The following is a 23,970-nucleotide window of genomic DNA, read 5'->3' as shown; positions in this document are numbered from 1 at the left end:
CACCGCTCACTGCGGTAGCTGGGCGATGTGCCGCAGTTTGTTCATCGCGTCGAGCGCGGCGACCTTGTACGCCTCGGCCAGCGTCGGGTAGTTGAACACCGCGTCGACCAGGTAGTCGACGCTGCCGTTGCAGCCCATCACCGCCTGTCCGATGTGTACGAGCTCGGTGGCGTCGGTGCCGAAGATGTGCACCCCGAGCAGGCTCCGGTCCGACGGCGACACCAGCAGTTTGAGCATGCCGTACGAGTCACCGATGATCTGTCCCCGGGCGAGTTCCCGGTAGCGGGCGACGCCCACCTCGAACGGCACCCGGGCGGCGGTGAGCTCGTCCTCGGTCCGTCCGATGAAACTGATCTCCGGGATCGAGTAGATCCCGATCGGCTGCTGCTGGGACAGCTCCCGTACCGGCTCGTCGCAGGCGTGGTGTCCGGCCAGCCGGCCCTGCTCCATCGAGGTCGAGGCGAGCGCGGGAAAGCCGATCACGTCACCGACCGCGTAGATGTGCGGTACGTCGCTGCGGAACCACTCGTCGACCTTGATCCGCCCCCGCGCGTCCGCGCTCAGTCCGGCCTTCTCCAGTGCCAGGGCGTCGGCGGTGCCCTGCCGCCCGGCGGAGTACATCACCGTGTCCGCCGCGATCCGCTTGCCGCTCTCCAGTACGGCGATCGCGCCGCGCGGGTGCCGCTCCACCGACGCCACCGCCTCCCCGAACCGGAACGTGACGGCGAGGTCGCGCAGGTGGTACTTCAACGCCTCGACGATCTCCAGGTCGCAGAAGTCGAGCATCCGGTCGCGTCGCTCGACCACGGTGACCTTGGTGCCGAGCGCGGCGAACATCGAGGCGTACTCGATCCCGATCACGCCCGCGCCGACCACGACCATCGAGTTGGGGACCTGTTCGAGGTTGAGGATGCCGTCGGAGTCGACCACCGTACGCTCGTCGAACGCGACCCCGGCCGGTCTCGCCGGACGGGTGCCCACCGCGATCACGATCTTCGCGGCCGTGACCGACGACTCGCGTCCGTTGTGGTCGGTGACCGTGATGGTGTGCGGGTCGGCGAACCGACCGGTCCCCCCGATCAGCCGGATCCGGTTGCGCGAGAGCTGGTTGCGGATGACGTCGATCTCGCGCCGGATCACATGCTGGGTACGGGCGGCGAGGTCGGCGACGGTGATGTCGTCCTTGAGCCGGTAGCTCTGGCCGTAGGTCTCGCGCTGACTGAGGCCGGTCAGGTAGAGCACGGCCTCGCGCAGCGTCTTCGACGGGATGGTTCCGGTGTTGATGCAGACGCCGCCGACCATGTCGACGCGCTCGACGACGGCGACCCGCCGGCCGAGCTTCGCCGCCGCGACCGCCGCCTTCTGTCCACCCGGACCGGAGCCGATTACGAGGAGATCGAAGTCATACACCGCTACAGTCTTTCAAGATCAGGTTTCTATTGACTATGCGGTACGCGAACGACTCTCACCTGTCGCCCCGACCGGCGCACTTCTGCCTCGGGTGGCCGGACGCACCACCCCTAAAGCGTCCTAGGAGGCTAGATTTTACGGAACGAAGGCGGCAGCGCCCGTTCGAGTCGCCCGCGACGTTCAGGTTGTCCTGGTCATTCGAGCGCGGTGCTCCCTGGGACTGATGCCGCGTTCCCGTTTGAACGCGGCACTGAGGGCGAAGCCGCTGCCGTAACCGACCTCGCGGGCCACGGCCTCCAGGGTGGCGTCACGGTCGCGTACGCGGTCCGCCGCCAGGGCGAGGCGCCACCCGGTCAGGTAGGCCATGGGCGCCTCGCCGACGGTCTCGGCGAACCGCTTCGCCAGGGCCGCCCGGGAGACACCGACGCACGCGGCGAGGTGGGCGACGGTCCACGGGCGGGCGGGTTCATCGTGCAGCAGCCGCAGCGCGTGGGCGACGACGGGATCTCCGTACGCCCGGTACCAGGCAGGTCCCTGCGCCACGTCGCGGGAGAACCACGACCTCAGGACGGCGGCGAAGACCAGGTCGAAGAGCCGATCGAGCACGGCACCCTGGCCGGGGCCGTCCTTGGCCATCTCCTCGGCCAGGAGCGGAATCAACGGAGGGTCGAGTTCGGCCTCGGGGAGGGTGAGCATCGTCGGCAGCGCGGTGAGGAGCCTCTTGCTGACCTCGCCGCGGAGCTGCTGGCAGCCCAGCAACAGGGTGGTCGAGCCACCCGCGCTGTTCCCCCACAGACGCGGACCGAGGGTGAACCGGTCGGTGATCTCCTCCCCGTCGGGGCTGGTGCAACGCAGTCCCGGGTGGAGGACGACCTGGGGCTGGGTCGAGGGGTCGTCGCCGACCGTGAACTCGTCCGGTCCGCGGAGCACCGCGACGTCGCCCTGCCGCAGGGCCACCGACTCCCCCGTGTGGTCCGAGACCCACGCCGTGCCCTGGAGCACCGCCATCAGACCGACCGGCGCCCGATCCTGAATCCGCACACCCCACGGGGGCTCCATCCGTGCCCGCACCAGGTACGCCCCACCGCCCCGTGGCCCATCGAGCAGGCGCGTCAACGCATCCATCCACCGAGCCTAGACGCGTACGCATGTATTCGAGGCCCTTGACCATGGAGACTCCAGCGTGGTGAGACTTCACTGGATGCATGAACCTCCACTCACAGCAACAGAGCACACCGCACCCGCGACTGACCCTCGTCACCTGCGGCACCGGTAAGACCGGTCGCCGCGTGGTGCAGCGGCTGACCGATCGAGGCCTTCCCGTTCGGGTCGGCTCGCGGGCCGGCGACCCGCCGTTCGACTGGTCCAACCGCAAGACCTGGGCCGCCGCCCTCGCAGACGTCGACGCCGTCTATCTGGCCTACCTCCCGGACATCGGCGCACCCCAGGCCGCCGACGACATCACCGCCTTCGGCGACCTCGCGACCGGGCTGGGAGTCCGACGGGTGGTGCTGCTGTCGGGGCGGAACGAGCCGATGGCGCAGCGCTGCGAGAAGGTGGTGCAGAGCTGTCCGTGGGAGTGGACCGTGGTGCGCTCCTCGGTGTTCAACCAGGACTTCAGCGAGGCGTTCTGGCTCGGGCCGGTCCGCAGCGGCCTGGTCGCCGTCCCCGCCGGCGACGTGGCCGAGCCGTTCGTCGACGCCGAGGACGTCGCCGACGTCGCAGCCGCCGCCCTCACCGAGCAGGGCCATGCCGGGCAGGTCTACGAGGTCTCGGGACCACACTCCCTGACCTTCGCCGAGGCGGTCACCGAGGTCGCGGCCGCCTCCGGTCGATCCGTGCGGTACGAGCCCGTCACGACCGAAGAGTTCGCCGCCAGCATGGTGCAGGCCGGTGTGCCGGTCGAGGAGGCCGGATTCGTCGCCGACCTGTTCACCGCCCTCTTCGACGGCCGCAACGCCGCCACCACCGACGGCGTCCAAAGGGCGCTCGGGCGGGCACCGAGGGACTTCCGCGACTACGTCCGCGACACCGCCCACACCGGCATCTGGGATGCCGGGACCGGAGACTGAGCCGTGCTCTCGGGGCGATCGCACCCCTGCACGAACTGATGACGGAGCGGGGGCGCCGGTGGTGCCATGCTTGCTGCGGCGCACCACCGGCACACCGAGGGGTTGGTACACGGTGTTTCTGCGGCACCTGGAATACCTCACCGCGCTCGCCCGGGAAGGTCACTTCGGACGGGCGGCGGCAGCGTGCTGGGTCAGCCAGCCCACCCTGTCCGACGGCATCCGCAAGCTGGAGGCCGAGTTCGGCGTGGCGGTGGTACGACGGGGAAACCGCTTCGAGGGCTTCACCCCGGAGGGTGAGCAACTGCTCGCCTGGTCCCGGCGGGTGCTCGCCGACCGGGAACAGCTACTGGCCCAGTTCGGCCGGACCAGTCACGAGGGCCTGACCGGACAGTTGCGCCTGGGCGCCGTACCGGCCTCGCTGCCACCGGTCTCCCTGCTCACCGGCCCGTTCTGCGACCGCCATCCGGGGACCGGCCTCACCGTGCTGTCGCTCACCTCGGACGAGATCCTGCGCCGGTTGACCGACTTCGAACTCGACGCCGGACTCACCTATCTGACCGACGAACCGCTGACCGGCTTCCGGGCCGTACCCCTCTACGACGAGCGTTACCTCCTGCTCACCAGCGAGAACGGCGACTTCGCCGGCCGATCCGAGGTCGGTTGGGCCGAGGTGGCCCGGCTACCGCTGTGCCTGCTCACCCCGGACATGCAGAACCGGCGCATCCTCGACGGACTGTTCCACCGGGCCGGGGTGACGGTGACTCCCCGGATGGAGACCAACTCGATCTCCACCCTCTGCTCGCACGTACGCGGTGGGCGCTGGGCGAGCGTGATCCCGCAGGCCTGGCTCTGCCTGCTCGGGGTGCCACCGGGGACCCGGGTGCTGCCGCTGACCGGACCGACCGCGACCAGCACCGTCGGGCTGGTCGTGCTCGACCGCGACCCGCCCCCGCTGGTGGCCAGCGCGCTGCTGCACGTCGCGGAGGGCCTCAACCTGCAACGCAGCCTGGACGACCTGGTCCCCGCCGGGACCTTCGCGGCCACCGGATCGACCTTCGTCGCCGACGACGGCACCGACCTGTCTCGATAGGTTCCGCCGATCGGCCGTTCGGGAACTGCTCATTGTGACCGGCGCGTACGCGGCGCAGGCTGGGAAGTGTTCAGGAAGCGGCCACGGAAATCCACCCACCACGGGGCGACATTCTTACTGCCCTCTCCATTTCCGGACCGCCGTCCGTCCCAATCGCAATGAGAAGAGGAACCGCTCATGGCGAAAGTGCTGTGCGTGCTCTACGACGACCCGGTCACCGGATACCCGAGTTCCTACGCCCGGGACAGTGTGCCGCAGATCAACCACTACCCCGGCGGTCAGACCGTACCGAGCCCGGAGAAGATCGACTTTACGCCGGGTGAGCTGCTCGGCAGTGTCTCCGGTGAGCTCGGACTGCGGTCCTATCTCGAATCGCTGGGCCACACCCTCGTTGTCACCTCGGACAAGGAGGGACCCGACTCGGCCTTCGAGCGGGAGCTCGCCGACGCCGAGATTGTCATCTCCCAGCCGTTCTGGCCGGCGTACCTGACGGCGGAGCGGATCGCGAAGGCGCCGAACCTGAAGCTGGCCGTGACCGCCGGCATCGGCTCGGACCACGTCGACCTGACCGCCGCGATCAACCGGGGCATCACGGTCGCCGAGGTGACCTACTCCAACAGCATCAGCGTGGCCGAGCACGTGGTCATGATGACCCTGGCGCTGGTCCGCAACTACCTCCCCTCGCACCAGTGGGTACGCGACGGCGGCTGGAACATCGCCGACTGCTCGGCCCGTGCCTACGACCTGGAGGCGATGTCCGTCGGTACGGTCGCCGCCGGCCGGATCGGTCTGGCGGTGCTGCGCCGGCTCAAGCCGTTCGACGTCGCGCTGCACTACACCGACCGGCACCGGCTCGCCCCGGAGATCGAGGCGGAGCTGAACCTCACCTGGCACCCGGACGCGGAGTCGATGGTCCGGGTCTGCGACGTGGTGACGATCAACTGCCCGTTGCACCCGGAGACCGAGAACATGTTCGACGAGGCGCTGCTGGGCAAGATGCGGCGCGGGTCGTACCTGATCAACACCGCCCGTGGGAAGATCGTTGACCGGGACGCGGTGGTACGTGCCCTGGAGTCCGGCCAGCTCGCCGGCTACGCGGGCGACGTCTGGTACCCGCAGCCGGCGCCGGCCGACCACCCGTGGCGGACGATGCCGCACCACGGCATGACGCCGCACACCTCCGGCACCACCCTGTCGGCGCAGGCACGTTACGCCGCCGGTACCCGGGAGATCCTGGAGTCCTATTTCCAGGGTCGGCCGATCCGGGACGAGTACCTGATCGTGGACGGCGGGAGTCTGGCCGGGACGGGCCAGCACTCGTACAGCGCGGCGTAGTCCCCCGCGCTGTACCGCCCCGTGACGGCGTAGTCCGGTGGTCCCCCCGCCGGCCTGCGCCGTCGAGGGCGTTCACTGCACCGTGCCGCCGCCCGTCGCGCCGAGCCCGGTTACCCCCGTGCCCGCTGGCGGGCGGCCTCGTAGAGGACGACCGTCCCGGCCGCCGCCGCGTTCAGCGAGCTGGCGGCACCGGTGATGGGGATCCGGACGGTCCGGTCGGCCGCGTCCCGCCAGGCGGCGCTGAGGCCGTGGGTCTCGTTGCCGACGAGCACCACCCTCGGCCCGGTGAGGTCGTAGTCGGCGACGTCGACGTCGCCGTGCTCGTCGGTCCCGACGATCTCCACCGGCAGGTCCCGGACGCGCAGGTCGCTCACCCAGTCGACCACTTCGCGGTGGGTGGCGACCCGGACCACCGGGGTGGCGAACAGCGACCCGGTGCTGGCCCGGACCGCCTTCGGGTCGTAGGGATCGGCAGCGTGTCCGGTGATCACCACTCCGGTGGCCCCGAACGCGTCCGCCGATCGGACCAGCGTGCCGATGTTGCCGGGCGTGGTCGGCCGGTCGAAGACCACCACCAGCAGGTCGGCCCGCTCGGGCAGCCGATCGAGTCGGTCCTCGGGCAGCTCCACCACGGCGAGCATCTCGGGTGACTCGTCGTCCTTGCCGCCGAGTTCGCGCATCAGCTCCGGGGCGAGCAGGACGCGGGTGGCGTCGACCTGGTCGAGCAGGTCCCGCCCCCACCTCGACAACCCCTGGCCGTACGGGTGGAGCAGGGCGCGGATGGTCCACCCGTGCTGCACCGCGAGGGTGATCGGTCGTACGCCCTGGACCAGGAACTCGCCCGCCCGTTGGCGCTTGGTGCGGTTGGTCAGCAACGCCTGCCACTGCTGGTAGCTCGCGTTCCTGCTGGTGATCTTCAACGTCTTCGCCACGCTGTGGAACAACCCTCCTCGCCACCCGCCCCCGGCCGCGTCCCTGCTGGGTGCGTCGGGAGGCGTCAGAGGCAGACCCTACAGCGGACCGTACGCGGCAAGGCGTCACCGGCGCCCGTTCCGGGCGCTGGTCGTCGAGGCTTGTCAGTGACGAACCCCTATTGCATACTGTACTCCCCATAACGCATACAGAAGCCTGGTCTTTTTGTGTGCGCTCGAAGGGAGCAGCCCGTGCGAGTCGCAGTGCTCGGAGCAGGCGCCATCGGCGCCTACGTTGGCGCGGCCCTCTGCCGCGCCGGAGTGGACGTTCACCTGATCGCCCGCGGTGCGCACCTGGCCGCCCTGCAACAGAACGGAGTCCGGATCCTCAGTCCCCGAGGGGACTTCTCGGCACATCCGCACGCCACCGACGATCCCGCCGCGGTCGGCCCGGTGGACTACGTGTTCCTGGGGCTCAAGGCACACTCCTACGCCTCGGCGGGGCCGCTGCTCGCTCCCCTGCTCGGGCCGCAGACCGCGCTCATCGCCGCCCAGAACGGCATCCCGTGGTGGTACTTCCACAAGCTCGACGGGCCGTACGAGAACCAGCGCATCCAGGCGGTGGACCCGGACGGCCAGACCTCGGCGGTGATGGAGCCGGAGCGGGCGATCGGCTGCGTGGTCTATCCGGCCACCGTGATCGAGTCACCCGGGGTGATCCGCCACCTGGAGGGCACCCGGTTCTCGATCGGGGAACCGGACGGCACCATCTCGCGACGCTGTACGGAGTTCAGCGCCGCGATGATCGCCGGTGGCCTGAAGTGCCCGGTCGAACCCCGGCTGCGGGACGACATCTGGATCAAGTTGATGGGCAACGTCTCGCTGAACCCGATCAGTGCCCTGACCCGGGCCACGATGATCGAGATCTGCGAGAACCCCGGCACCCGCCAGGTGGTCGCGCAGATGATGGAGGAGACGCTGGACATCGCCGCCCGGGTGGGCAGCAATCCGGAGATCTCCATCGCCAAGCGGATCGACGGTGCGCAGCGGGTCGGCCACCACAAGACCTCCATGTTGCAGGACCTGGAGGCGGGCAAGGAACTGGAACTCGACGCCATCGTCGCGGCGGTGGTGGAGATGGCCGACATCACCAGTGCCCCGGCACCCACCCTCCGTACCGTCTACGCCGCCACCGATCTGCTGGCCCGGTCCGTGGCCCGGCGGGCGGCAGTACCCACGGCGGCCTGATCCACCGGCCGCCTGTCGCGGGACCCGGCCTCGCCCCCGGCGAACCCCGCATCATCGCTCCACATCCGACCGGTGCGGTCGACCGGCCACCGGGACTGGCACAAAACCGCACGCCAGAAGCTGTTGTCCGGCACGGGAAGCTTGCACTGGATCCACGAACAGCATACTGTATGCAGTACGCCGATTGGCTCCAGCCGTGCACACCGGGATCCGGTGCCGGCCAGCCAGCGGCGCGACGCCGGCGTCCTCGGCGTACCAGACGCCTGACGCGACCCGGCCCGCCAGCACCTTCGCAGGACACCCGACGCCCTGGAGGCTCCCGTGCCCCTGATCCTCAAGCCTGGCACCGCCTGGCCAGACGTCTATGCCCGCTGCCGGACGGTGGCGCCCGAGGCGTTCCTCGACGGCCGCCTCTGCAACTACTGGGACGGCCGGTGGCAACCCGACGGTGTGCCCGCCCTGGCCACCTCCCCCGTGGACGGGACGCCCATCGCCGGCCCGCCCCGGGTGACCGGGGAAACCGCGACCGCCGCGGTCCGGGCCTCACTCGACACCCACCGAACCTGGTCCGCCCTGCCGCTGGCCGAACGCAAGGCGCGGGTCGGCGCCACCCTGGACGCTCTGGCGGAGCACCGTGACCTGCTCGCCCTGCTCCTGGTCTGGGAGATCGGCAAGCCCTGGCGGCTGGCCCGGGCCGACGTCGACCGGTGCATCGAGGGGGTCCGCTGGTACGTCGACGAGATCGACGACATGCTCGACGGGCGGACCCCGTTGGCCGGGCCGATCAGCAACATCGCGAGCTGGAACTACCCGATGAGCGTCATCGTGCACGCGATGCTGGTCCAGGCGCTCGCCGGAAACGCGGTGATCGCCAAGGCACCCTCCGACGGAGGGGTGAGCTGCCTGACCCTCGCCGTGGCCATCGCCGCCCGGCACGGGCTGCCGTTCACCCTGATCAGCGGCGGCGGCGCCGAACTCTCCTCGGTCCTGGTCGCCGCGCCGGAGATCGGCTGCGTCTTCTTCGTCGGCGGTCGCGACGTCGGCGGCCAGGTGGCCGCCGGACTGGTCGACTCGGACAAGCGGCACGTCCTCGAACAGGAGGGACTCAACTGCTGGGGGGTGTGGGAGTTCAGCGACTGGGACCTGCTCACCGCCAACGTCCGCAAGTCCTTCGAGTACGCCAAGCAGCGCTGCACCGCCTACCCCCGGTACGTGGTGCAGCGGTCGCTGTTCGACAGGTTCCTCAACGCGTACCTGCCCGCGGTGCGCGGGGTGCGGTTCGGGCACCCGCTGGCGATCGAGCCCGGTCAGGAGGACTTCCCCGAGCTCGACTTCGGCCCGCTGATCAAGGACGCCAAGGTCAAGGAGCTCAACGACGCGGTGAACGAGGCGATCGACAAGGGCGGCGTACCGATCTACCGGGGCTCGTTGGACGGCGGGAGCTTCCTGCCGGGTCAGGACACCTCGGCGTACCTCCCGCCGACGGCGATCCTGGCCCCACCGCCGTCCTCGCCGCTGTTCCACGCCGAACCGTTCGGTCCGATCGACACCATCGTCCTGGTCGACACCGAGGCGGAACTGCTGGCCGCGATGAACGCCAGCAACGGGGCGCTGGTCGCCTCGATCGCCTGTGACGACGAAGCGACCGCGTACCGGCTCGGCGCCGAACTCCAGGCGTTCAAGGTCGGCGTCAACCGGCCCCGTTCGCGCGGGGACCGGCAGGAGGTCTTCGGCGGCAAGGGCGCGTCCTGGCGGGGCGCCTTCGTCGGCGGCGCGCTGCTCGTCCACGCGGTCACCGAGGGACCCGCCGACGAGCGGTTGTACGGCAACTTCCCCTCGCACGCCCGGTATCCGGCGGTGTGAGTCCCCACCGCCAGCCGCCGCCCGTGCCGTCGCGACCGGCGCGGGCGGCGGCACCGGTCCACCCCCATCTGCCGGCCCACCGGCCCGGTCCGCAAGGAGTTCCCGCGCATGACGGCACACGACCTCCGGTTCGACGTGAACCTCTCCATCCTGTTCACCGAACTTCCGCTGCTCCAACGGCCGGCGGCGGCCGCCGCGGCCGGTTTCGACGCGGTCGAGTTCTGGTGGCCGTTCGCCGAGCCGGTCCCGGCCGACCGCGACGTCACGGCCTTCCTCAACGCGCTCGACCACGCCGGGGTACGGCTCGTCGGGCTGAACTTCGACGCCGGTGACATGGCCGCCGGCGACCGCGGTCTGCTCTCCCAGCCGGCGAACTCGGCCCGGTTCCGGGCCAACATCGCCTCGGCGGTCGGGATCGCGGAGGCGACCGGCTGCCGGGCCCTGAACGCGCTGTACGGCAACCGGGTCGACGGGGTCGATCCGGCCGAGCAGGACGACCTGGCGGCGGAGAACCTGGCGCTGGCCGCCGAGGCAGCCGCCGGTGCCGGGGCGATCGTGCTGCTCGAGCCGCTGAACAGCGCGCAGAACCCGGCCTACCCGCTGGCCACCGCAGCCGACGTACGCGCGGTGATCGACCGGGTACGGGTCGGCTCCGGGCAGCACAACGTACGGCTGCTCTGCGATCTGTACCACCTGGCCAGCAACGGTGAGGACCTGGAAAAGGTGATCACCACCCACACCGGCCACATCGGTCACGTACAGATCGCCGACGCGCCGGGACGCAACCAGCCCGGCACCGGTGAGCTCGACCTCGACGGGTTGCTCGCCCAGCTCGAACGGGCCGGCTACCGCGGCTACGTGGGCTGTGAGTACAAGCCGCTCGGGCCGAGCGCGGACAGCTTCGGGTGGCTTCCCCGGGAACGCCGTTCGTCGGCCCGGCTCTGACCACCACCGTCCGTCCACTGCCGAGCGTCTTCCCCGCCCATTCGAGAGGTATGGAAACTATGGCCAAGATCCCCTGCATGGAAGCGGTGGTCGCCGTACTCAGGTCGGAGGGCGTGGACATCGCGTTCGGCTGTCCCGGCGCCGCCATCCTGCCGCTGTACGCCGCGTTGAAAAACAGCGACATCAGGCACCTCATCGTCCGGCACGAGGAGGGCGCCACCCACATGGCGGACGGCTGGGCCCGTACCAACGGGCGGGTCGGTGTCGCCATCGGCACCTCCGGCCCGGCCGGGACCAACATGATCACGGGGCTCTACACCGCGCAGGCGGACTCGATCCCGATGATCTGCATCACCGGGCAGGCGCCCACCACCAAGCTGCACCAGGAGGCGTTCCAGGCGGTGGACATCGTCGAGATCGCCAAGCCGGTGACCAAGTGGGCGGTGCAGGTGAAGGAGGCCGCGCAGGCACCCTGGATCTTCCGGGAGGCGTTCCGGATCGCCCGGTCCGGGCGCCCCGGCCCGGTCCTGATCGACCTGCCCCTGGACGTGCAACGCCAGGAGATCGAGTGGGACGCCACCATCGACGCCCCGCTGCCGGTCACCCGGGTCGAACCGCACCCGCCGCGGGTGGAGCGCGCCCTGGACCTGCTGCTGGCCGCCGAGCGTCCGCTCATCCTGGCCGGTGGCGGGGTCATCCTCGGCGAGGCCACCGATCTGTTGCGCGAGGTCGCCGAGACGTTGAACATCCCGGTCCAGGTCACCCTGATGGGCAAGGGTTCGCTGCCGGAGGACCACGACCTGTTCGCCGGGATGACCGGGATCCAGACCACGCAGCGCTACGGCAACGCGTCCTTCCTGGAGTCCGACCTGGTGCTCGCGCTCGGCGCCCGGTTCGGTGACCGGCACACCGGTGACCTGGAGACCTACCGGGGCGACCGGAAGTTCATCCACGTCGACATCGAGCCCACCCAGATCGGCAAGGTGTTCGGCCCGGACCTCGGTGTCGTGTCGGACACCGGCGCGTTCCTGGCGGCACTGCTCGACGCGGTCCGGCGCCGCGGCGCCGAGGTCGACCGTGGGCAGTGGGTGTCGCGGGTGCGTACGCTGCGCCGGACGCTCACCCGTCGGGACGACTTCGACTCGGTGCCGATCAAGGCTCCCCGGGTCTTTCGGGAGATCAACGAGTTCTTCGGTCCGGAGACGTACTTCGTCACCGCGATCGGGCTCTACCAGATCTGGTCCGGGCAGTTCCAGAACGTGTTCAAGCCCCGGCACTACCAGGTCTGCGGCCAGGCCGGGCCGCTCGGTTGGGAGATCCCGGCCGCGATCGGGGTGAAGTCGGCCAGGCCCGACGCCGAGGTGGTCGGCGTGGTGGGCGACTACTCGTTCCAGTTCCTGGTCGAGGAGCTGGCGGTCGCCGCCCAGTACAACGTGCCGTTCGTGCTGGTGATGCTGAACAACGAGTATCTCGGCCTGATCCGGCAGGCCGAGATCGGCTACGGCATGAACTTCGAGGTGGACATCCACTACGACGAGTACGGCACCGACAACGTCAAGATCATGGAAGCGTACGGCTGCTCCGGTCGCCGGGTCACCGAGCCGGGCGAGATCGGCGACGCGCTCGCCTGGGCCAGCAAGGAGGCCAGGCGGACCAGCCGACCGGTGCTGGTCGAGGTGATGGTCGAACGTGAGGCGAACACCGCACACGGCCTCTCCATCGCAAAGGTCAACGAGTACGAGCCGGTGCCCGAGAGCGTGCCGGCGCAGGCGAGCGCCGACTGACCGGTCCGCTCCCAACCGGTTGCCCGATCCCATCCGGCGGCCGGTCCCGGCACCCGCGGGCGTCGCGGCCCGCGGCACCCGAGCGGGGACCGCGCTGCCCGCCGGACCGCCGACCCGCCCCGGTCGGCCGCCGGCACCCGGCGCACGTCCACCCCCGTGGACGTGCGCCGGCGGTTACCCGAACACGTACGGGCACAGCCGTCGGCACTGCCAGCGCATCGACGCAGCCCAGGCTCGCCGCAAGCGCGAAGAACCATTGCATCTCGGCGACTGTATGCTATGAACACATTCGGGCGGCGTAGCGTCCGATCGATCCAACAGAGCCGGAGGTTTCCATGACGGACTGGGACTCGAGCCCGCCAGCCGCCGCCAGCGGTGGACGACGGCTCGCCGCCGCACGAGCCGAGGCTCGGGCCGTACGCCAGCCGTTGGAGCGTCCCGCACCCCTGCGCCAGGCGGTCTACGACGTGATCGCCGAGATGATCATCAACCGGGAGCTGCAACCGGGTGAGCACCTGGTCGAGAACGAGCTGGCCGCCCAGCTCGGAGTGAGCCGGCAACCGGTACGCGAGGCGCTGCAACGGCTGCACAGCGAGGGCTGGGTCGACCTGCGCCCCGCTCTCGGCGCGTTCGTCCACGTGCCGACCGAGGCCGAGGCGGACCAGCTCCTGGCCGCCCGTACGCTGCTCGAGACCGAGTCGGCCCGGTTGGCCGCGCGTGGGGCCACCCCGGAGCACATCGAGCATCTCTGGAGCCTGCAGCGCGCCGGTGAGAAGGCGCTCAGCGACGACGACCAGGAGGGCATGGTCGCCGCGAACGCCGCCCTGCACGCGTACGTGGTGTCGATGTCGGGCAACAACGTACTGGCCGAGCTGATCGCACTGGTGGACCGCCGAGTGCGCTGGTACTACCTGCCGATCGCGCGGTCACGCGGCCGGGAGGCGTGGGACGAGCACGCGGCCCTGATCGAGGTCATCGCCAGCCGCAACGGCAAGCGCGCGGGCGACATGATGCGCCGGCACACCGAACGGACCCGGGAGAGCTACCACAAGCGGCGCAAGGAGGCCGCTGAGCGGGAAGCTCTGGCCTGACCGACAACGACCGGTACCCGTCACCACCCCTCGTCGGGTGGTGGCGGGTATCCGCGTCGAGGGCCCCGGACGGCCGGGTCCACACACGCCGGCGTCGACCGGTACGGCTCCCGCCGCGCCGGTCGACGCCGGTCCGGCCAATCCCCACTGGCCGGCAGTGCAAGCTCCGAGACCGCTACTTGTACATGGTCTGGTTCATGGTGCCCGGGGCGTACGCGTCGGGGTCGACCCAGACGTTGATCAGCGAGGGGAGCCCGGACTCCCGGGCCCGCTGCATGGCCGGGCCGATGTCCTCCGGGTTGCGCACCTCCTCGCCGTACCCGCCGAGCATCCGGGCGAACTCGTCGTAGCGGACGTCGCCCAGGGTGTTGCCGACGCGGGCACGGGCGGCGCCGTACTTCTGCGCCTGGCCGTAGCGGATCTGGTTCATCGACGAGTTGTTGCCGACCACGCCGACGAACGGGAGGTTGAACCGGACCAGGGTCTCGAAGTCCCACCCCGTGAGGCTGAAGGCACCGTCGCCGAAGAGCGCGACGACCTCCTTGTCCGGCCGGCCGTACTTCGCGGCGAGCACGAACGGGATGCCGACGCCGAGGGTGCCCAGCGGACCGGGGTCCATCCAGTGTCCCGGCGACTTCGGCTGCACCACACCACCGGAGAAGGTCACGATGTCGCCGCCGTCGCCGATGTAGATCGAGTCCTCGGTGAGGAACTCGTTGATCTCGTGGGCCAGCCGCAGCGGGTGGATGGGGCTGGCGTCGGAGAGCTGGCGCGGGAGCCGCTTCTCGTACGCCGCGGTCTCCTCGGCCCGCAGCTCGGCGAACCAGGGCTTGCGGCCCGCGGCACCGTTGTCGATCCGGCCGGACGCGGCCTGGGCCACCGCGGCGAGGATCGCACCCGGGTCGCCGACCAGGCCGAGGTCGATGTCGCGGTTCTTGCCGACGGTGCGGTAGTCCAGGTCGATCTGCACCACGGTCGCGTTCTTCGGCAGCCGCCGGCCGTAGCCCATCCGGAAGTCGAACGGCGTGCCGACGATGATGATGACGTCGGCGTTGTTGAACGCGTACCGCCGCGACAGATGGAAGTGGTGCGGGTCGCCGGGCGGCAGCGTGCCCCGCGCCGAGCCGTTCATGTACGCGGGGATGTTGAGCGTCCGGACGAAGTCGATCGCGGCGTCACTGCCCCGCGCGGTCCAGACCTGGGTGCCCAGCAGCACGGTCGGCTTCTTGGCCTTGACCAGGATGTCGGCGAGCTGCTGGATGGCCGCCGGGTCACCGATGCTCTTGGTCGAGGCGCGGTAGCGACCGGGCTGCGGGATGGTGCAGTCGGACAGGCGCACCTCGGCGTCGAGCACGTCACGCGGGATCTCCAGGAAGGACGGGCCCGGAGCACCGTTGTACGCCTCGCGGAACGCCATCGAGACCATGTCGGCCGCGCGGGCGGTGTGCGGCACCGTGGCGGCGAACTTGGTGATCGGCGTCATCATGTCGACGTGCGGCAGGTCCTGCAGCGACCCCATCTTGTGCTGGTTGAGCGCGCCCTGACCGCCGATCAGGAGCATCGGGCTCTCCGCCCGGAAAGCGTTCGCCACCCCGGTGACGGCGTCGGTGGTGCCGGGCCCCGCGGTGACGACCGCGCACCCCGGCTTGCCGGTGGCCCGCGCGTAACCGTCGGCCGCGTGCGCGGCGACCTGCTCGTGCCGTACGTCGACCACCGCGATGCCCTCGTCGACACAACCGTCGTAGATGTCGATGATGTGGCCACCGCAGAGCGTGAAGATGACGTCGACGCCCTCGGCCTTGAGCGCCTTGGCCACCAGGTGTCCACCGGAGATCCGCTCCGGGTCGCGACTCGGCTCGGCCAGGATCGGGTCCACGGCGGATTCCCTCGCGGTCTGAACCATGTTTCTCAACTCCCTTGAGTCGCCACCGGAGACCTGCGTGCACGGATGCGGCGGGTCCGGCGGTGTTGGGCTGGAAAACTGCTCCGGGACGCGTGCGGGCGCGGCGCGGCGGGCGCGCTCGGCGCACGGCTCCACATCGGCTGCTCGACCAGGGCAACCTCCCCTGTCCACGGGTGGGCACGGTCGCACGCCGTCGGCCGGGACGGGCCGGGCGGCACGGATCGCGGGTGAAATGTGGCGCCGGCGGTGGTCGCGGCACAGGCTCGATGTCGCTGACGAGTCATGGGCTTCCTCCGCCACCCTGAGGATTGCATACCGTATGGGGTAGGCAATATCGTGGCTCATGTAACAGCGGGGTGTCTAGGGGGTAGCGGCAGGTTTTCCGCCGAAGCAGCACCCACCCCTCCCCGTACGCCTCGACGGCGGCTACGGGAAGCGGATCACGCTCAGCTCGCACGCTTCCCCTTCCCTCGATCCCGAACCATCCGCTGCGGTGCTGCGGAGCTGGATCTACACCAGAGCGGCCGCCGAGGTGTCCGGCATGGACCTCACCGCGAGTAGCGGAGCAGCTCGGCCACCGGCGGCCGCCCGGAGGAAGCGCGCGGGCGTCGCCGGTCCACCCGGGAACCGGTCCGGGTCCGGTCGGTGGGGTGGTGGCCTTGGTCACTGGATCAAACTTTGCATACAAAAGCCTGTATGCTGGAGCCAGGCCCACGGGAATCGAGCCAACGAAGCAGGTCTACGGTGAACGGAACCCTCTCCCCCACGACGGGCCGGGACACCACCACCCGGCACCGACACGGGGAGCCGTACCAACCGACGACCACGCACCGTCCTCGAACCCCCGCACCACCATGGACGGCCCGCACCGGCGAATCAGCGCCGAGGACGGGCCAACCCCGGTCCGGCGAGTCGCGCCCCGGACCGCACCTGGGAGCCCCCACCTCCGAGGTGACCGCAACCAGCCGCCGGGCCGGATCCGGTACCGGGCGGCACACCCCGGCCATCACCGGGACGCCGGAGGGCCCGAGCCTGCCAGCTCGGACCCTCGGCGACCACATCGAGCAGACGCGCCCGTCCCGCTGGGAGCAACGCGGCACCCAGCCCTGGACGCGCGGCCGGTACGCACCCTCCCGCGGGGCGTCGTCCCACGGGAACGCCTATAACCGACGAGGTGAAGAGGTCATGGCAACCCAAGGAGAGTTCCAACGTTTCCTCAACCGGATCCAGCGCGGGCTCAACCTCCCGCGTGGATTCAACGCCGACGGTCGTACTCTCGGGCTCGGCCTGGCGCTCGCCCTGGAATCCCAGCGGCGAGCCACCCGGCCGACCGACGAGGAGATCGCACGGCTGCTCAACGAGCACACCGAGGACGACCTCGTAAAGTTGTGACAACCGATCAGGACGCATCACGTTCCGCCATGGCGACTTCCGGAGCCCGTGGCTGATCGTCGTCCGTAGCACCACCGGCCGGGACGGCGGCGGGTTCTGCCGCCCGTCGTCCGTCCCGCCGGGTCTTCAACAGGCTGGCCACCGTGGTGACCAGCAGCGTACCGAGGATGACGCCGAGCGAGACGAGGATCGGCACCTCGGGCGCCCACCCGACACCGTCGTGGTGCAGTGCCTCCAGGACCAGCTTCACGCCGATGAAGGCGAGGATGAGCGCCAGCCCCTTGCTGAGGTACACCAGCCGGTCCAGGAGGGCACCGATCAGGAAGTAGAGCTGCCGCAGGCCCATCAACGCGAACGTGTTCGCGGTGAAGACCAGGTACGGCTCCTGGGTCAGGCCGAAGATCGCCGGAATGGAGTCGAGCGCGAACAGCAGGTCGGTGGTACCGATGGCGACCATGACGATCAGCATCGGGGTCACCATCCGCCGACCGTCGATCCGGGCGAACACCGACGCGCCGTGGTAGGACTCGGTCGTCGGGAGCACCCGGCGGACCGTACGCAGCGCGACGTTCTCCGAGAACTCGTCCTCCTGTTGCGGCCCGACCAGTTTGTACGCGGTGTAGATCAGAAACGCGCCGAACAGGTAGAAGAGCCAGTCGAACCGGGTGATCGCCTGGGCCCCCGCAGCGATGAAGACGCCCCGGAGCAGCAGCGCGATCACGATGCCGATGAGCAGCACCTTCTGCCGGTACTGCACCGGCACCGCGAACCGGCTCATGATGATGACGAACACGAACAGGTTGTCGACACTGAGCGAGTACTCGGTGAGCCAACCCGCGAAGAACTGCCCGCCGTACGTGGCGCCGGCCGTCCCGGTCAGGACCAGGCCGAAGGCGACCGCCGCCAGGATGTAGAAGCTCACCCACGTCACGCACTCCCGGAAGGACGGGTCGCGTGGATTGCGGGCCACCAGGTAGAAGTCGATCGCGATCATCACGATGAAGGCGATGATCGTCACCGCCCACACCCAGCCGGGCAGATTCATGCCCTACCTCCGGTCCGGGGCCGGATCAGCCGGCCCAACCCCTGCCCGGCGCCGCGGTTGCGCCGCCGGTTCTCCCGCGCCTGCCACTGCGCCTGCGCGTGCTGGACGTAGAAGCCGTACAGCCGGTCGGCGGGCGGGTTGTCCGGCGCGATCCGGCGCAGCCAGCCCGGTGCGAACCGCTCGTGCAGCCAACTGAACCCGATGGCGAACCCGAGACTGATCATCGCCTGGTAGGCGAGGAAACCGAGCACGTCCGGCGGCAGCGCCGGCCGGCCCGCGATCAGCAGACCGGCCAGCACCTCGTGGACGAGTCTGGCCACCGGGAACCCGACGAACCAGTAGAGCCCGGCCGGCGCGAACACCCCGCACGTGATGATCCCCGCCCCGAGCAGTGCGCCGAACCCGCCGCCGAGCAGCGCCAGCGGCAGGCCGAGGGCGACACCGGTGGCCACCGCCCAGCCGATCGGCTGGCCCACGATCAGGGCGAGTCCCAGTGCCGCCAGTCCGGCGCTGGCCCCGATACCGGCGCCGGGGATCGCGATCTGACCGAGATCTCTCATCCGCGTGGTGGTCATCTCAACCCACCACCACGCCGAATCGGACCAGGCTGTAGACCAACATGCCCAGGTAGAACACCGCACCGAACCCGATGACCAGGTTCTGCACGATCCCCGGGCGGATCGGTTTGGGCAGCATCCGGTTGTTCACCAGGAGCAGCACCACGCAGTAGGTGCCCATGGCGAACGTGGACAGGAAGGCCAGTACGTCGAGGATCGCGCCCGGACCGTCGGCGGGGCCGAACAGCAGGATCAGGATCCCGAACGTGATCACACCCCAGAGGAAGCCGGCGTAGAGCTTCGACATGCCGAACTTCTTCGCCCCACGGATGAAGTGGTAGCTCATGTCCGCCTGGCCACGGGAGAACGAGTCGAACAGACCCAGCGTGGCGTTCAGACCGATCAGCGCGATGAAGCCGAGGAAGATACCGCGCAGCACCGGCGCGCCGGCCGAGGCGAAGGCGTCCGCCATCGCGGTCAGGGCGACCTCCCGGTCACCGTCGCGGATCAGGCCGGCGACGTTGGGACTCTCCCGCGCCGCGGTCTGGGCCAACACGGTGAACGAGATGGTGACCAGCATCGTGATGCCCCAGAAGAGCAGCACCGCGTCGAAGGTCACCCACTTGCGCCAGCCCTTCCACTTGCGCATCTCGGCCGGGTTGTCGGTGTCGAACATGAACCCGCGCGACGGCATCTCGTCCTCCGCACCCGCCGACCGGAGTCCACGGATCTTCGGAATGTGCGCGCCCATGCCGGCACCCGAGTCACGCAGGTGCAGTGTGTACCACATCTGCTGCATGCCGGACGGTCCGGCGAACGCGATCGCGCCGACCAGGACCGGGAACCAGGCCGCCGACATCGCCTCGTCCGGCAGGTAGCCGAACCGGAACATCCCGCCGAGGGTGGCGGTGACGTCGCTCCACTGACCGACCAGCGAGGCCGCCACCGAGGTGCCGACCACCAGCACGCCGATCAGGATGCCGAGCAGGCTCTCGAGCAGGGGATAGATCACCGAGGCGAGGCTGAACAGGATGCCGACCAGGATCAGGCCGATACACGCGGTGACGACCCAGGGTACGCCGCTCACCTCCTCGAAGGCGGCGGCGCCGGTGGACAGATGGCCCGGCCAGATGTAGACCAGGATCGCGACCCCGAAGAAGAACCACATCAGTGGTTTGAACACCCGGGCGGCGCCGAAGAAGATGCTCTCGCCGGTGGCCATGGCGTACCGGGCCATCTCGAGCATCACGAACGCCTGGAGGGTCACACCGATGAGGAACAGCCACCGGATCTCCGGGCCGAAGACCAGGACCAGTCGGGGCCACATGTACGCCTCGCCCATGCCCACGCCGAGCGCGACGAGGAACACGGTGGGGCCGAGCAGGTGGACGGAGGGGGGTGCGTCCGGCAGTTCCCGGATCGGCATCGGTTCGAGCTTGCCGGCCCGCCAGACGCGTTGTTCGCCGGACCGGGGTGTGGGGATGGACGTGGTGGTGCTGGGTGGTGCCGTGGCACTTCCCCCCTGGGGACGGGGGGCAGGATCGTTTGAAGCGTCCACGTTGGACCTCCTCGGGACCTAGTGGCTGGGGGGTCTGGGGGACGGAACCAGACCCCGACGTCATGTCCTGTTCGCCTCCTGGCCGCGCAGCGGTCGCTGTCGCAGGTTTCCCCTCGGCAAGACCGGTGCCGCGGGTCTTCTCGGATCAGCCGCCGGTGCTCGGGTCGGCCCCGACGAGGCCTGCGGCCCGGGCCCAGCGGTACTTCGCACCGAGTACGGCGACCGGCTTCTCCGTGGTGTACGGGTAGGCCACGATCCCGTGCCGGTACAGGTGCTCGCTTGCCTGCTCGACCTCCACGTCGCCGGCGAGCGAGGCGACGACGGGCTTGTGGATGCCCTTGGCCCGGAACTCCTCGACCACGTCGACCACCAGCTCGGCGAAGACCATCGGCGGGGTGACGATGGTGTGCCAGTAACCGAGGATCAGCGAGTGGATCCGGGGGTCGGACAGGCCGAGCGCGATGGTGTTCCGGTAGGTCGACGGCGGTTCGCCGCCGGTGATGTCCACCGGGTTGCCGGCCGCGCCGAAGGGCGGGATGAACTTGCGGAACGCCTCGTCGAGATCCGGGGGGATCTCCATCAAACGCAGGCTGTTGTCGACGCACGCGTCGGAGAGCAGTACGCCGGAACCGCCCGCGCCGGTGATGATGACGACGTTCTCGCCCTGGGGGGTCGGCAGGAGCGGGATGCCGCGGGCGTACTCGAGCAGGTCGTTGAGGCCGGGGGCGCGGATCACGCCGCTCTGCCGCAGGATGTCGTCGTACACCTTGTCGTTGCCGGCGAGTGCGCCGGTGTGCGAGCTGGCGGCCTTGGCGCCCTGGTCGGTCCGGCCGGCCTTGAGCACCAGCACCGGCTTGGTCTTCGACACCCGCTGGGCGGTCTCGGCGAAGGCCCGGCCGTCCTTGAGGTCCTCCAGGTGCATCGCGATCAACTGGGTGTTGGGGTCGGTCTCGAAGAAGGTCAGCAGGTCGTCCTCGTCGATGTCGGCCTTGTTCCCGACACCGACGATCGAGGAGACGCCCATTTTCGCGGACCGGCTGAAGCCGAGGATCGCCATGCCGATCCCGCCGCTCTGCGAGGAGAGGGCGACGCCACCCTTGACGTCGTACGGCGTGCAGAAGGTCGCGGAGAGGTTCTCCGGGGTGTAGTAGTAGCCGTAGATGTTCGGCCCGAGGATGCGTACGCCGTGCCGGCGGGCGATGGCCACGACCTCGTCCTGCAGCTCGTGGTTGCCGGTCTCGCCGAAGCCGGACGGGATCAGGATCGCCCCGGCGACGCCCTTGGCGCCGACCTCCTCGAGTGCCTGCGGCACGAACTTCGCCGGGATGGCGAAGACCGCGACGTCCACCGGGCCGGGTACGTCGGCGATGCTCTTGAACGCCTTGCGGTCCAGGATCTCGTCGGCCTTCGGGTTGATCGGGTAGATCTCGCCCTGGTAGCCGCCGTTCACCAGGTTCTTCATCACCGAGTTGCCGATCTTGCCGGTTTCGGCGGAGGCACCGATCACGGCGACCGCGGCCGGCCGCATGATCCGGTTCATGCTGGCCAGGATCTCCTCCTCGGAGAACCGTTCCGGCGTTTTCGCGGCCTCGTCGTCGACCAGGATCCGCACGTCGACCGCGGTCGCGCCGGAGGCGGTCGCCAGGACCGGGTTGAGGTCGACCTCGGCCAGCTCGGGGAAGTCGGTGACCAGGTCGGACAGCCGCTGGATGAGCCCGGCCAGGACCTCGCGGTTGGCCGGCTCGGCGCCGCGTACGCCGCGCAGGATCTCGGCCGCGGCGATCCCGTCGATCATCGACAGCGCGGTCTCGTGGTCGGCCGGGGCGAGCCGGAAGGTCACGTCCTTGAGCACCTCGACCAGCACGCCGCCGAGCCCGAACGCGACCACCTTGCCGAAGGTCTTGTCGGTCACCGTGCCGACGATCACCTCGTGGCCGGAGGTGAGCAGTTGCTGCACCTGCACCCCGACGATCCGGGCGTCGGCCCGGTACGCCTTGGCGTTGTCCACGATGGTCCGGAAGCCGTCGGCGACCTCGGCCGGCGTCTTCAGCCCGACCAGGACGCCGCCGGCCTCGGTCTTGTGCAGGATGTCCGGCGAGACGATCTTCAGCACCACCGGGAGGCCGATCTGCCCGGCCAGGGTCACCGCCTCGTCGGCGCTGGTGGCCAGCCCCTCCCGGGGCGTCGCGATGCCGTACGCCTCGACGACCAGCCGACCCTCGGGCGCGGTCAGCGAGTCGCGGCCCTCGGCCCGGACCTGGTCGAGAACCCGGCGTACCGCCTCGCGGTCGTAGCTGGTTGCGTTGTCTGACATTTCCTCGTCTCTCCTTCGGACCGAACGCCCCGCCGGTCGCGGCGGACGCCTGTGAACAGCGGGATGGTCAGATCACACCGGCGGTACGCAGTTCGGCGACCTGGTTCTCGTCGTAACCGAGCTCGCCGAGGACCTGCACGGTGTGCTCACCGAGCAGCGGGGACCGCTCGATCTCGACGGTCGAGTCGGACAGCTTGATCGGGTTGCCGACGGTCTTGTAGGCCCCCCGCTCGGGGTGCTCGACCTCGACCACCGAGCCGAGTTCGGCCAGGGTGGTGTCCTCGATCAGTTCCTTGGTCGACAGGATCGGCCCGCACGGGATGTTGTGGGCGTTGAGCTTCTCCATGACCTCCCACTTGGTGTGCTTCTCGGTCCACTCCTCGATCAGCGCGAAGGCCTTGTCGAGTTTGGCGAGCCGTACCGCCGGGGTGTTCCAGGCCGGGTCGTCGGCCAGCTCCGGCTTGCCGATCAGTTCCGTGATCGGCTTCCAACCGACCGGCTGGATGATCACATAGATGTAGTCGTTCGGTCCGCCCGGTGCGCAGCGCACGGCCCAGCCGGGCTGTCCGCCACCGGAGGCGTTGCCGGAGCGCGGCACCTCGTCGCCGAAGTTCTCGTTGGGGTACTCCCCCAGCGGTCCGTGCGCCAGCCGCTGCTGGTCGCGCAGCTTCACCCGGCACAGGTTGAGCACCGCGTCCTGCATGGCGACCTGGACCCGCTGACCCCGGCCGGTGTTGGTGCGCTGGTAGAGCGCGGCGAGGATGCCGGCGACCAGGTGGATGCCGGTGCCGGAGTCGCCGATCTGGGCGCCGGTGGCGGTCGGCGGGCCGCCCTCGAAGCCGGTGGTGCTCATCGAGCCGGCCATCGCCTGGGCGATCACCTCGTACGCCTTGAAGTTGGCGTAGCGGCCAGGTCCGAAGCCCTTGATCGAGGCGTAGACCAGGCCGGGGTTGATTTCCTGCAGCCGTTCCCAGGGAAAGCCGAAGCGCTCCACCACACCGGGCCCGAAGTTCTCCACCAGGATGTCCACGCCGGACACCAGCGAGGTGAAGATCTCCTTGCCCTGCTCGCTCTTCATGTTCAGCGTGATGCTCCGCTTGTTGGCGTTGAGCATCGTGAAGTAGAGGCTGTCCACACCGGGCAGGTCGCGTAGCTGGGCGCGGGTGATGTCGCCCGTTCCCGGTGCCTCCAGCTTGATGACGTCGGCGCCCAGCCACGCCAGGATCTGTGTGGACGAGGGACCGGACTGCACGTGTGTCATGTCGAGGACGCGGATGCCCTCCAGTGCCTTACCCATGAGCCAACCTCCTGTACGTGACACGCCACGTGTTGCTGATCAGGGGATTCAGACCCGAGGTGTGCTCCGCGCGGGTCCGGGCCGACCGTCGGATCATCGGCACCCTCCGCGCCCTCGGGGATTGCATACCGTATGGGGTAGGCAATATCGTGGCG

General features: G+C 69.7%; 18 protein-coding genes. 9 read left to right on the top strand and 9 right to left on the bottom strand.

From position 1 onward, the window contains the following. Nucleotides 1-6: 6 nt before the first annotated feature. Together sthA and ACWEFB_RS10970 are read right to left on the bottom strand one after the other, a co-directional pair. Entirely contained in the window at nucleotides 7-1,410 is a 1,404-nt protein-coding gene (sthA, locus tag ACWEFB_RS10975) for a Si-specific NAD(P)(+) transhydrogenase (protein ID WP_452284422.1), read from the bottom strand. A 180-nt stretch (nucleotides 1,411-1,590) separates the two neighbouring features. Next, nucleotides 1,591-2,535, bottom strand: a complete 945-nt coding sequence (locus tag ACWEFB_RS10970) for an AraC family transcriptional regulator (RefSeq protein ID WP_452284420.1) — start codon at nucleotides 2,533-2,535, stop codon at nucleotides 1,591-1,593. 80 nt (nucleotides 2,536-2,615) lie between these two features. Between ACWEFB_RS10970 and ACWEFB_RS10965 the strand changes: the two genes are divergently transcribed. The 3 genes from ACWEFB_RS10965 to ACWEFB_RS10955 all read left to right on the top strand — a co-directional run bounded on the left by ACWEFB_RS10965 (nucleotide 2,616) and on the right by ACWEFB_RS10955 (nucleotide 5,907). Then, nucleotides 2,616-3,482: an NmrA family transcriptional regulator gene (locus ACWEFB_RS10965; RefSeq protein WP_452284418.1), complete on the top strand. Its 867-nt coding sequence runs from the start codon at nucleotides 2,616-2,618 to the stop codon at nucleotides 3,480-3,482. A 112-nt stretch (nucleotides 3,483-3,594) separates the two neighbouring features. Continuing rightward, entirely contained in the window at nucleotides 3,595-4,572 is a 978-nt protein-coding gene (locus ACWEFB_RS10960; RefSeq protein ID WP_452284416.1) for a LysR family transcriptional regulator, read from the top strand. A 177-nt stretch (nucleotides 4,573-4,749) separates the two neighbouring features. After that, the gene (locus ACWEFB_RS10955) at nucleotides 4,750-5,907 is read left to right on the top strand and encodes an NAD-dependent formate dehydrogenase (protein WP_452284414.1); all 1,158 of its coding nucleotides are present in this window, start codon (nucleotides 4,750-4,752) and stop codon (nucleotides 5,905-5,907) included. A 110-nt stretch (nucleotides 5,908-6,017) separates the two neighbouring features. On the opposite strand, the gene ACWEFB_RS10950 is transcribed toward ACWEFB_RS10955, so the two are convergent. Next, nucleotides 6,018-6,839: a TrmH family RNA methyltransferase gene (locus tag ACWEFB_RS10950; RefSeq protein WP_452284412.1), complete on the bottom strand. Its 822-nt coding sequence runs from the start codon at nucleotides 6,837-6,839 to the stop codon at nucleotides 6,018-6,020. A gap of 231 nt (nucleotides 6,840-7,070) precedes the next feature. On the opposite strand from ACWEFB_RS10950, the gene ACWEFB_RS10945 reads away from it, so the two are divergent. The 5 genes from ACWEFB_RS10945 (at nucleotide 7,071) to ACWEFB_RS10925 (ending at nucleotide 13,749) form a co-directional block, all read left to right on the top strand. Further along, a complete protein-coding gene (locus ACWEFB_RS10945; protein ID WP_326557969.1) occupies nucleotides 7,071-8,066 on the top strand; it encodes a 2-dehydropantoate 2-reductase in 996 nt (331 codons plus the stop codon). Between the two features lie 321 nt (nucleotides 8,067-8,387). Continuing rightward, the gene (locus ACWEFB_RS10940) at nucleotides 8,388-9,929 is read left to right on the top strand and encodes an aldehyde dehydrogenase family protein (protein WP_452284410.1); all 1,542 of its coding nucleotides are present in this window, start codon (nucleotides 8,388-8,390) and stop codon (nucleotides 9,927-9,929) included. A 108-nt stretch (nucleotides 9,930-10,037) separates the two neighbouring features. Beyond that, the gene (locus ACWEFB_RS10935) at nucleotides 10,038-10,874 is read left to right on the top strand and encodes a hydroxypyruvate isomerase family protein (protein WP_452284408.1); all 837 of its coding nucleotides are present in this window, start codon (nucleotides 10,038-10,040) and stop codon (nucleotides 10,872-10,874) included. 50 nt (nucleotides 10,875-10,924) lie between these two features. After that, a complete protein-coding gene (gene gcl, locus ACWEFB_RS10930; RefSeq protein ID WP_452284406.1) occupies nucleotides 10,925-12,658 on the top strand; it encodes a glyoxylate carboligase in 1,734 nt (577 codons plus the stop codon). A 335-nt stretch (nucleotides 12,659-12,993) separates the two neighbouring features. Next, entirely contained in the window at nucleotides 12,994-13,749 is a 756-nt protein-coding gene (locus ACWEFB_RS10925; RefSeq protein ID WP_363594802.1) for a GntR family transcriptional regulator, read from the top strand. Nucleotides 13,750-13,924: 175 nt separating this feature from the next. On the opposite strand, the gene ACWEFB_RS10920 is transcribed toward ACWEFB_RS10925, so the two are convergent. Further along, nucleotides 13,925-15,652 carry a thiamine pyrophosphate-binding protein gene (locus ACWEFB_RS10920; protein WP_326557965.1) on the bottom strand — a complete coding sequence of 576 codons (1,728 nt, stop codon included), beginning with the start codon at nucleotides 15,650-15,652 and terminating at the stop codon, nucleotides 13,925-13,927. 1,185 nt (nucleotides 15,653-16,837) lie between these two features. Here ACWEFB_RS10920 and ACWEFB_RS10915 point away from each other — a divergent pair. Then, the gene (locus ACWEFB_RS10915; protein ID WP_326557964.1) at nucleotides 16,838-17,044 is read left to right on the top strand and encodes a hypothetical protein; all 207 of its coding nucleotides are present in this window, start codon (nucleotides 16,838-16,840) and stop codon (nucleotides 17,042-17,044) included. 7 nt (nucleotides 17,045-17,051) lie between these two features. On the opposite strand, the gene ACWEFB_RS10910 is transcribed toward ACWEFB_RS10915, so the two are convergent. From ACWEFB_RS10910 to frc, 5 genes are all read right to left on the bottom strand, one after another. Continuing rightward, entirely contained in the window at nucleotides 17,052-18,089 is a 1,038-nt protein-coding gene (locus ACWEFB_RS10910; protein ID WP_452284404.1) for a TerC family protein, read from the bottom strand. Further along, nucleotides 18,086-18,664, bottom strand: a complete 579-nt coding sequence (locus ACWEFB_RS10905; RefSeq protein WP_452284402.1) for a hypothetical protein — start codon at nucleotides 18,662-18,664, stop codon at nucleotides 18,086-18,088. Before ACWEFB_RS10905 ends, ACWEFB_RS10910 begins: the two co-directional genes overlap by 4 nt. A gap of 1 nt (nucleotide 18,665) precedes the next feature. Next, entirely contained in the window at nucleotides 18,666-20,204 is a 1,539-nt protein-coding gene (locus ACWEFB_RS10900; RefSeq protein WP_452284400.1) for an Nramp family divalent metal transporter, read from the bottom strand. Between the two features lie 145 nt (nucleotides 20,205-20,349). Beyond that, nucleotides 20,350-22,518, bottom strand: coding sequence for an acetate--CoA ligase family protein (locus ACWEFB_RS10895; protein WP_452284398.1), 2,169 nt, complete (start codon nucleotides 22,516-22,518; stop codon nucleotides 20,350-20,352). Nucleotides 22,519-22,585: 67 nt separating this feature from the next. After that, nucleotides 22,586-23,815, bottom strand: coding sequence for a formyl-CoA transferase (frc, locus tag ACWEFB_RS10890; protein ID WP_452284396.1), 1,230 nt, complete (start codon nucleotides 23,813-23,815; stop codon nucleotides 22,586-22,588). Between the last annotated feature and the right edge of the window lie 155 nt (nucleotides 23,816-23,970).

The sequence above is a fragment of the Micromonospora sp. NPDC004704 genome, from assembly GCF_053601675.1.
Note: the sequence above shows the minus strand (reverse complement) of the source record. Positions and strands in the feature narration are given on the sequence as shown.

What these genes read in the sequence shown, in the direction of transcription:
- ACWEFB_RS10910 (WP_452284404.1), bottom strand. Translation starts at nt 18,089, where the DNA reads ATGAATCTGCCCGGCTGGGTGTGGGCGGTGACGATCATCGCCTTCATC.
- ACWEFB_RS10905 (WP_452284402.1), bottom strand. Translation starts at nt 18,664, where the DNA reads ATGACCACCACGCGGATGAGAGATCTCGGTCAGATCGCGATCCCCGGC.
- ACWEFB_RS10925 (WP_363594802.1), top strand. Translation starts at nt 12,994, where the DNA reads ATGACGGACTGGGACTCGAGCCCGCCAGCCGCCGCCAGCGGTGGACGA.
- ACWEFB_RS10915 (WP_326557964.1), top strand. Translation starts at nt 16,838, where the DNA reads ATGGCAACCCAAGGAGAGTTCCAACGTTTCCTCAACCGGATCCAGCGC.
- gcl (WP_452284406.1), top strand. Translation starts at nt 10,925, where the DNA reads ATGGAAACTATGGCCAAGATCCCCTGCATGGAAGCGGTGGTCGCCGTA.
- ACWEFB_RS10970 (WP_452284420.1), bottom strand. Translation starts at nt 2,535, where the DNA reads ATGGATGCGTTGACGCGCCTGCTCGATGGGCCACGGGGCGGTGGGGCG.
- ACWEFB_RS10965 (WP_452284418.1), top strand. Translation starts at nt 2,616, where the DNA reads ATGAACCTCCACTCACAGCAACAGAGCACACCGCACCCGCGACTGACC.
- ACWEFB_RS10895 (WP_452284398.1), bottom strand. Translation starts at nt 22,518, where the DNA reads ATGTCAGACAACGCAACCAGCTACGACCGCGAGGCGGTACGCCGGGTT.
- frc (WP_452284396.1), bottom strand. Translation starts at nt 23,815, where the DNA reads ATGGGTAAGGCACTGGAGGGCATCCGCGTCCTCGACATGACACACGTG.
- ACWEFB_RS10935 (WP_452284408.1), top strand. Translation starts at nt 10,038, where the DNA reads ATGACGGCACACGACCTCCGGTTCGACGTGAACCTCTCCATCCTGTTC.
- ACWEFB_RS10955 (WP_452284414.1), top strand. Translation starts at nt 4,750, where the DNA reads ATGGCGAAAGTGCTGTGCGTGCTCTACGACGACCCGGTCACCGGATAC.
- ACWEFB_RS10920 (WP_326557965.1), bottom strand. Translation starts at nt 15,652, where the DNA reads ATGGTTCAGACCGCGAGGGAATCCGCCGTGGACCCGATCCTGGCCGAG.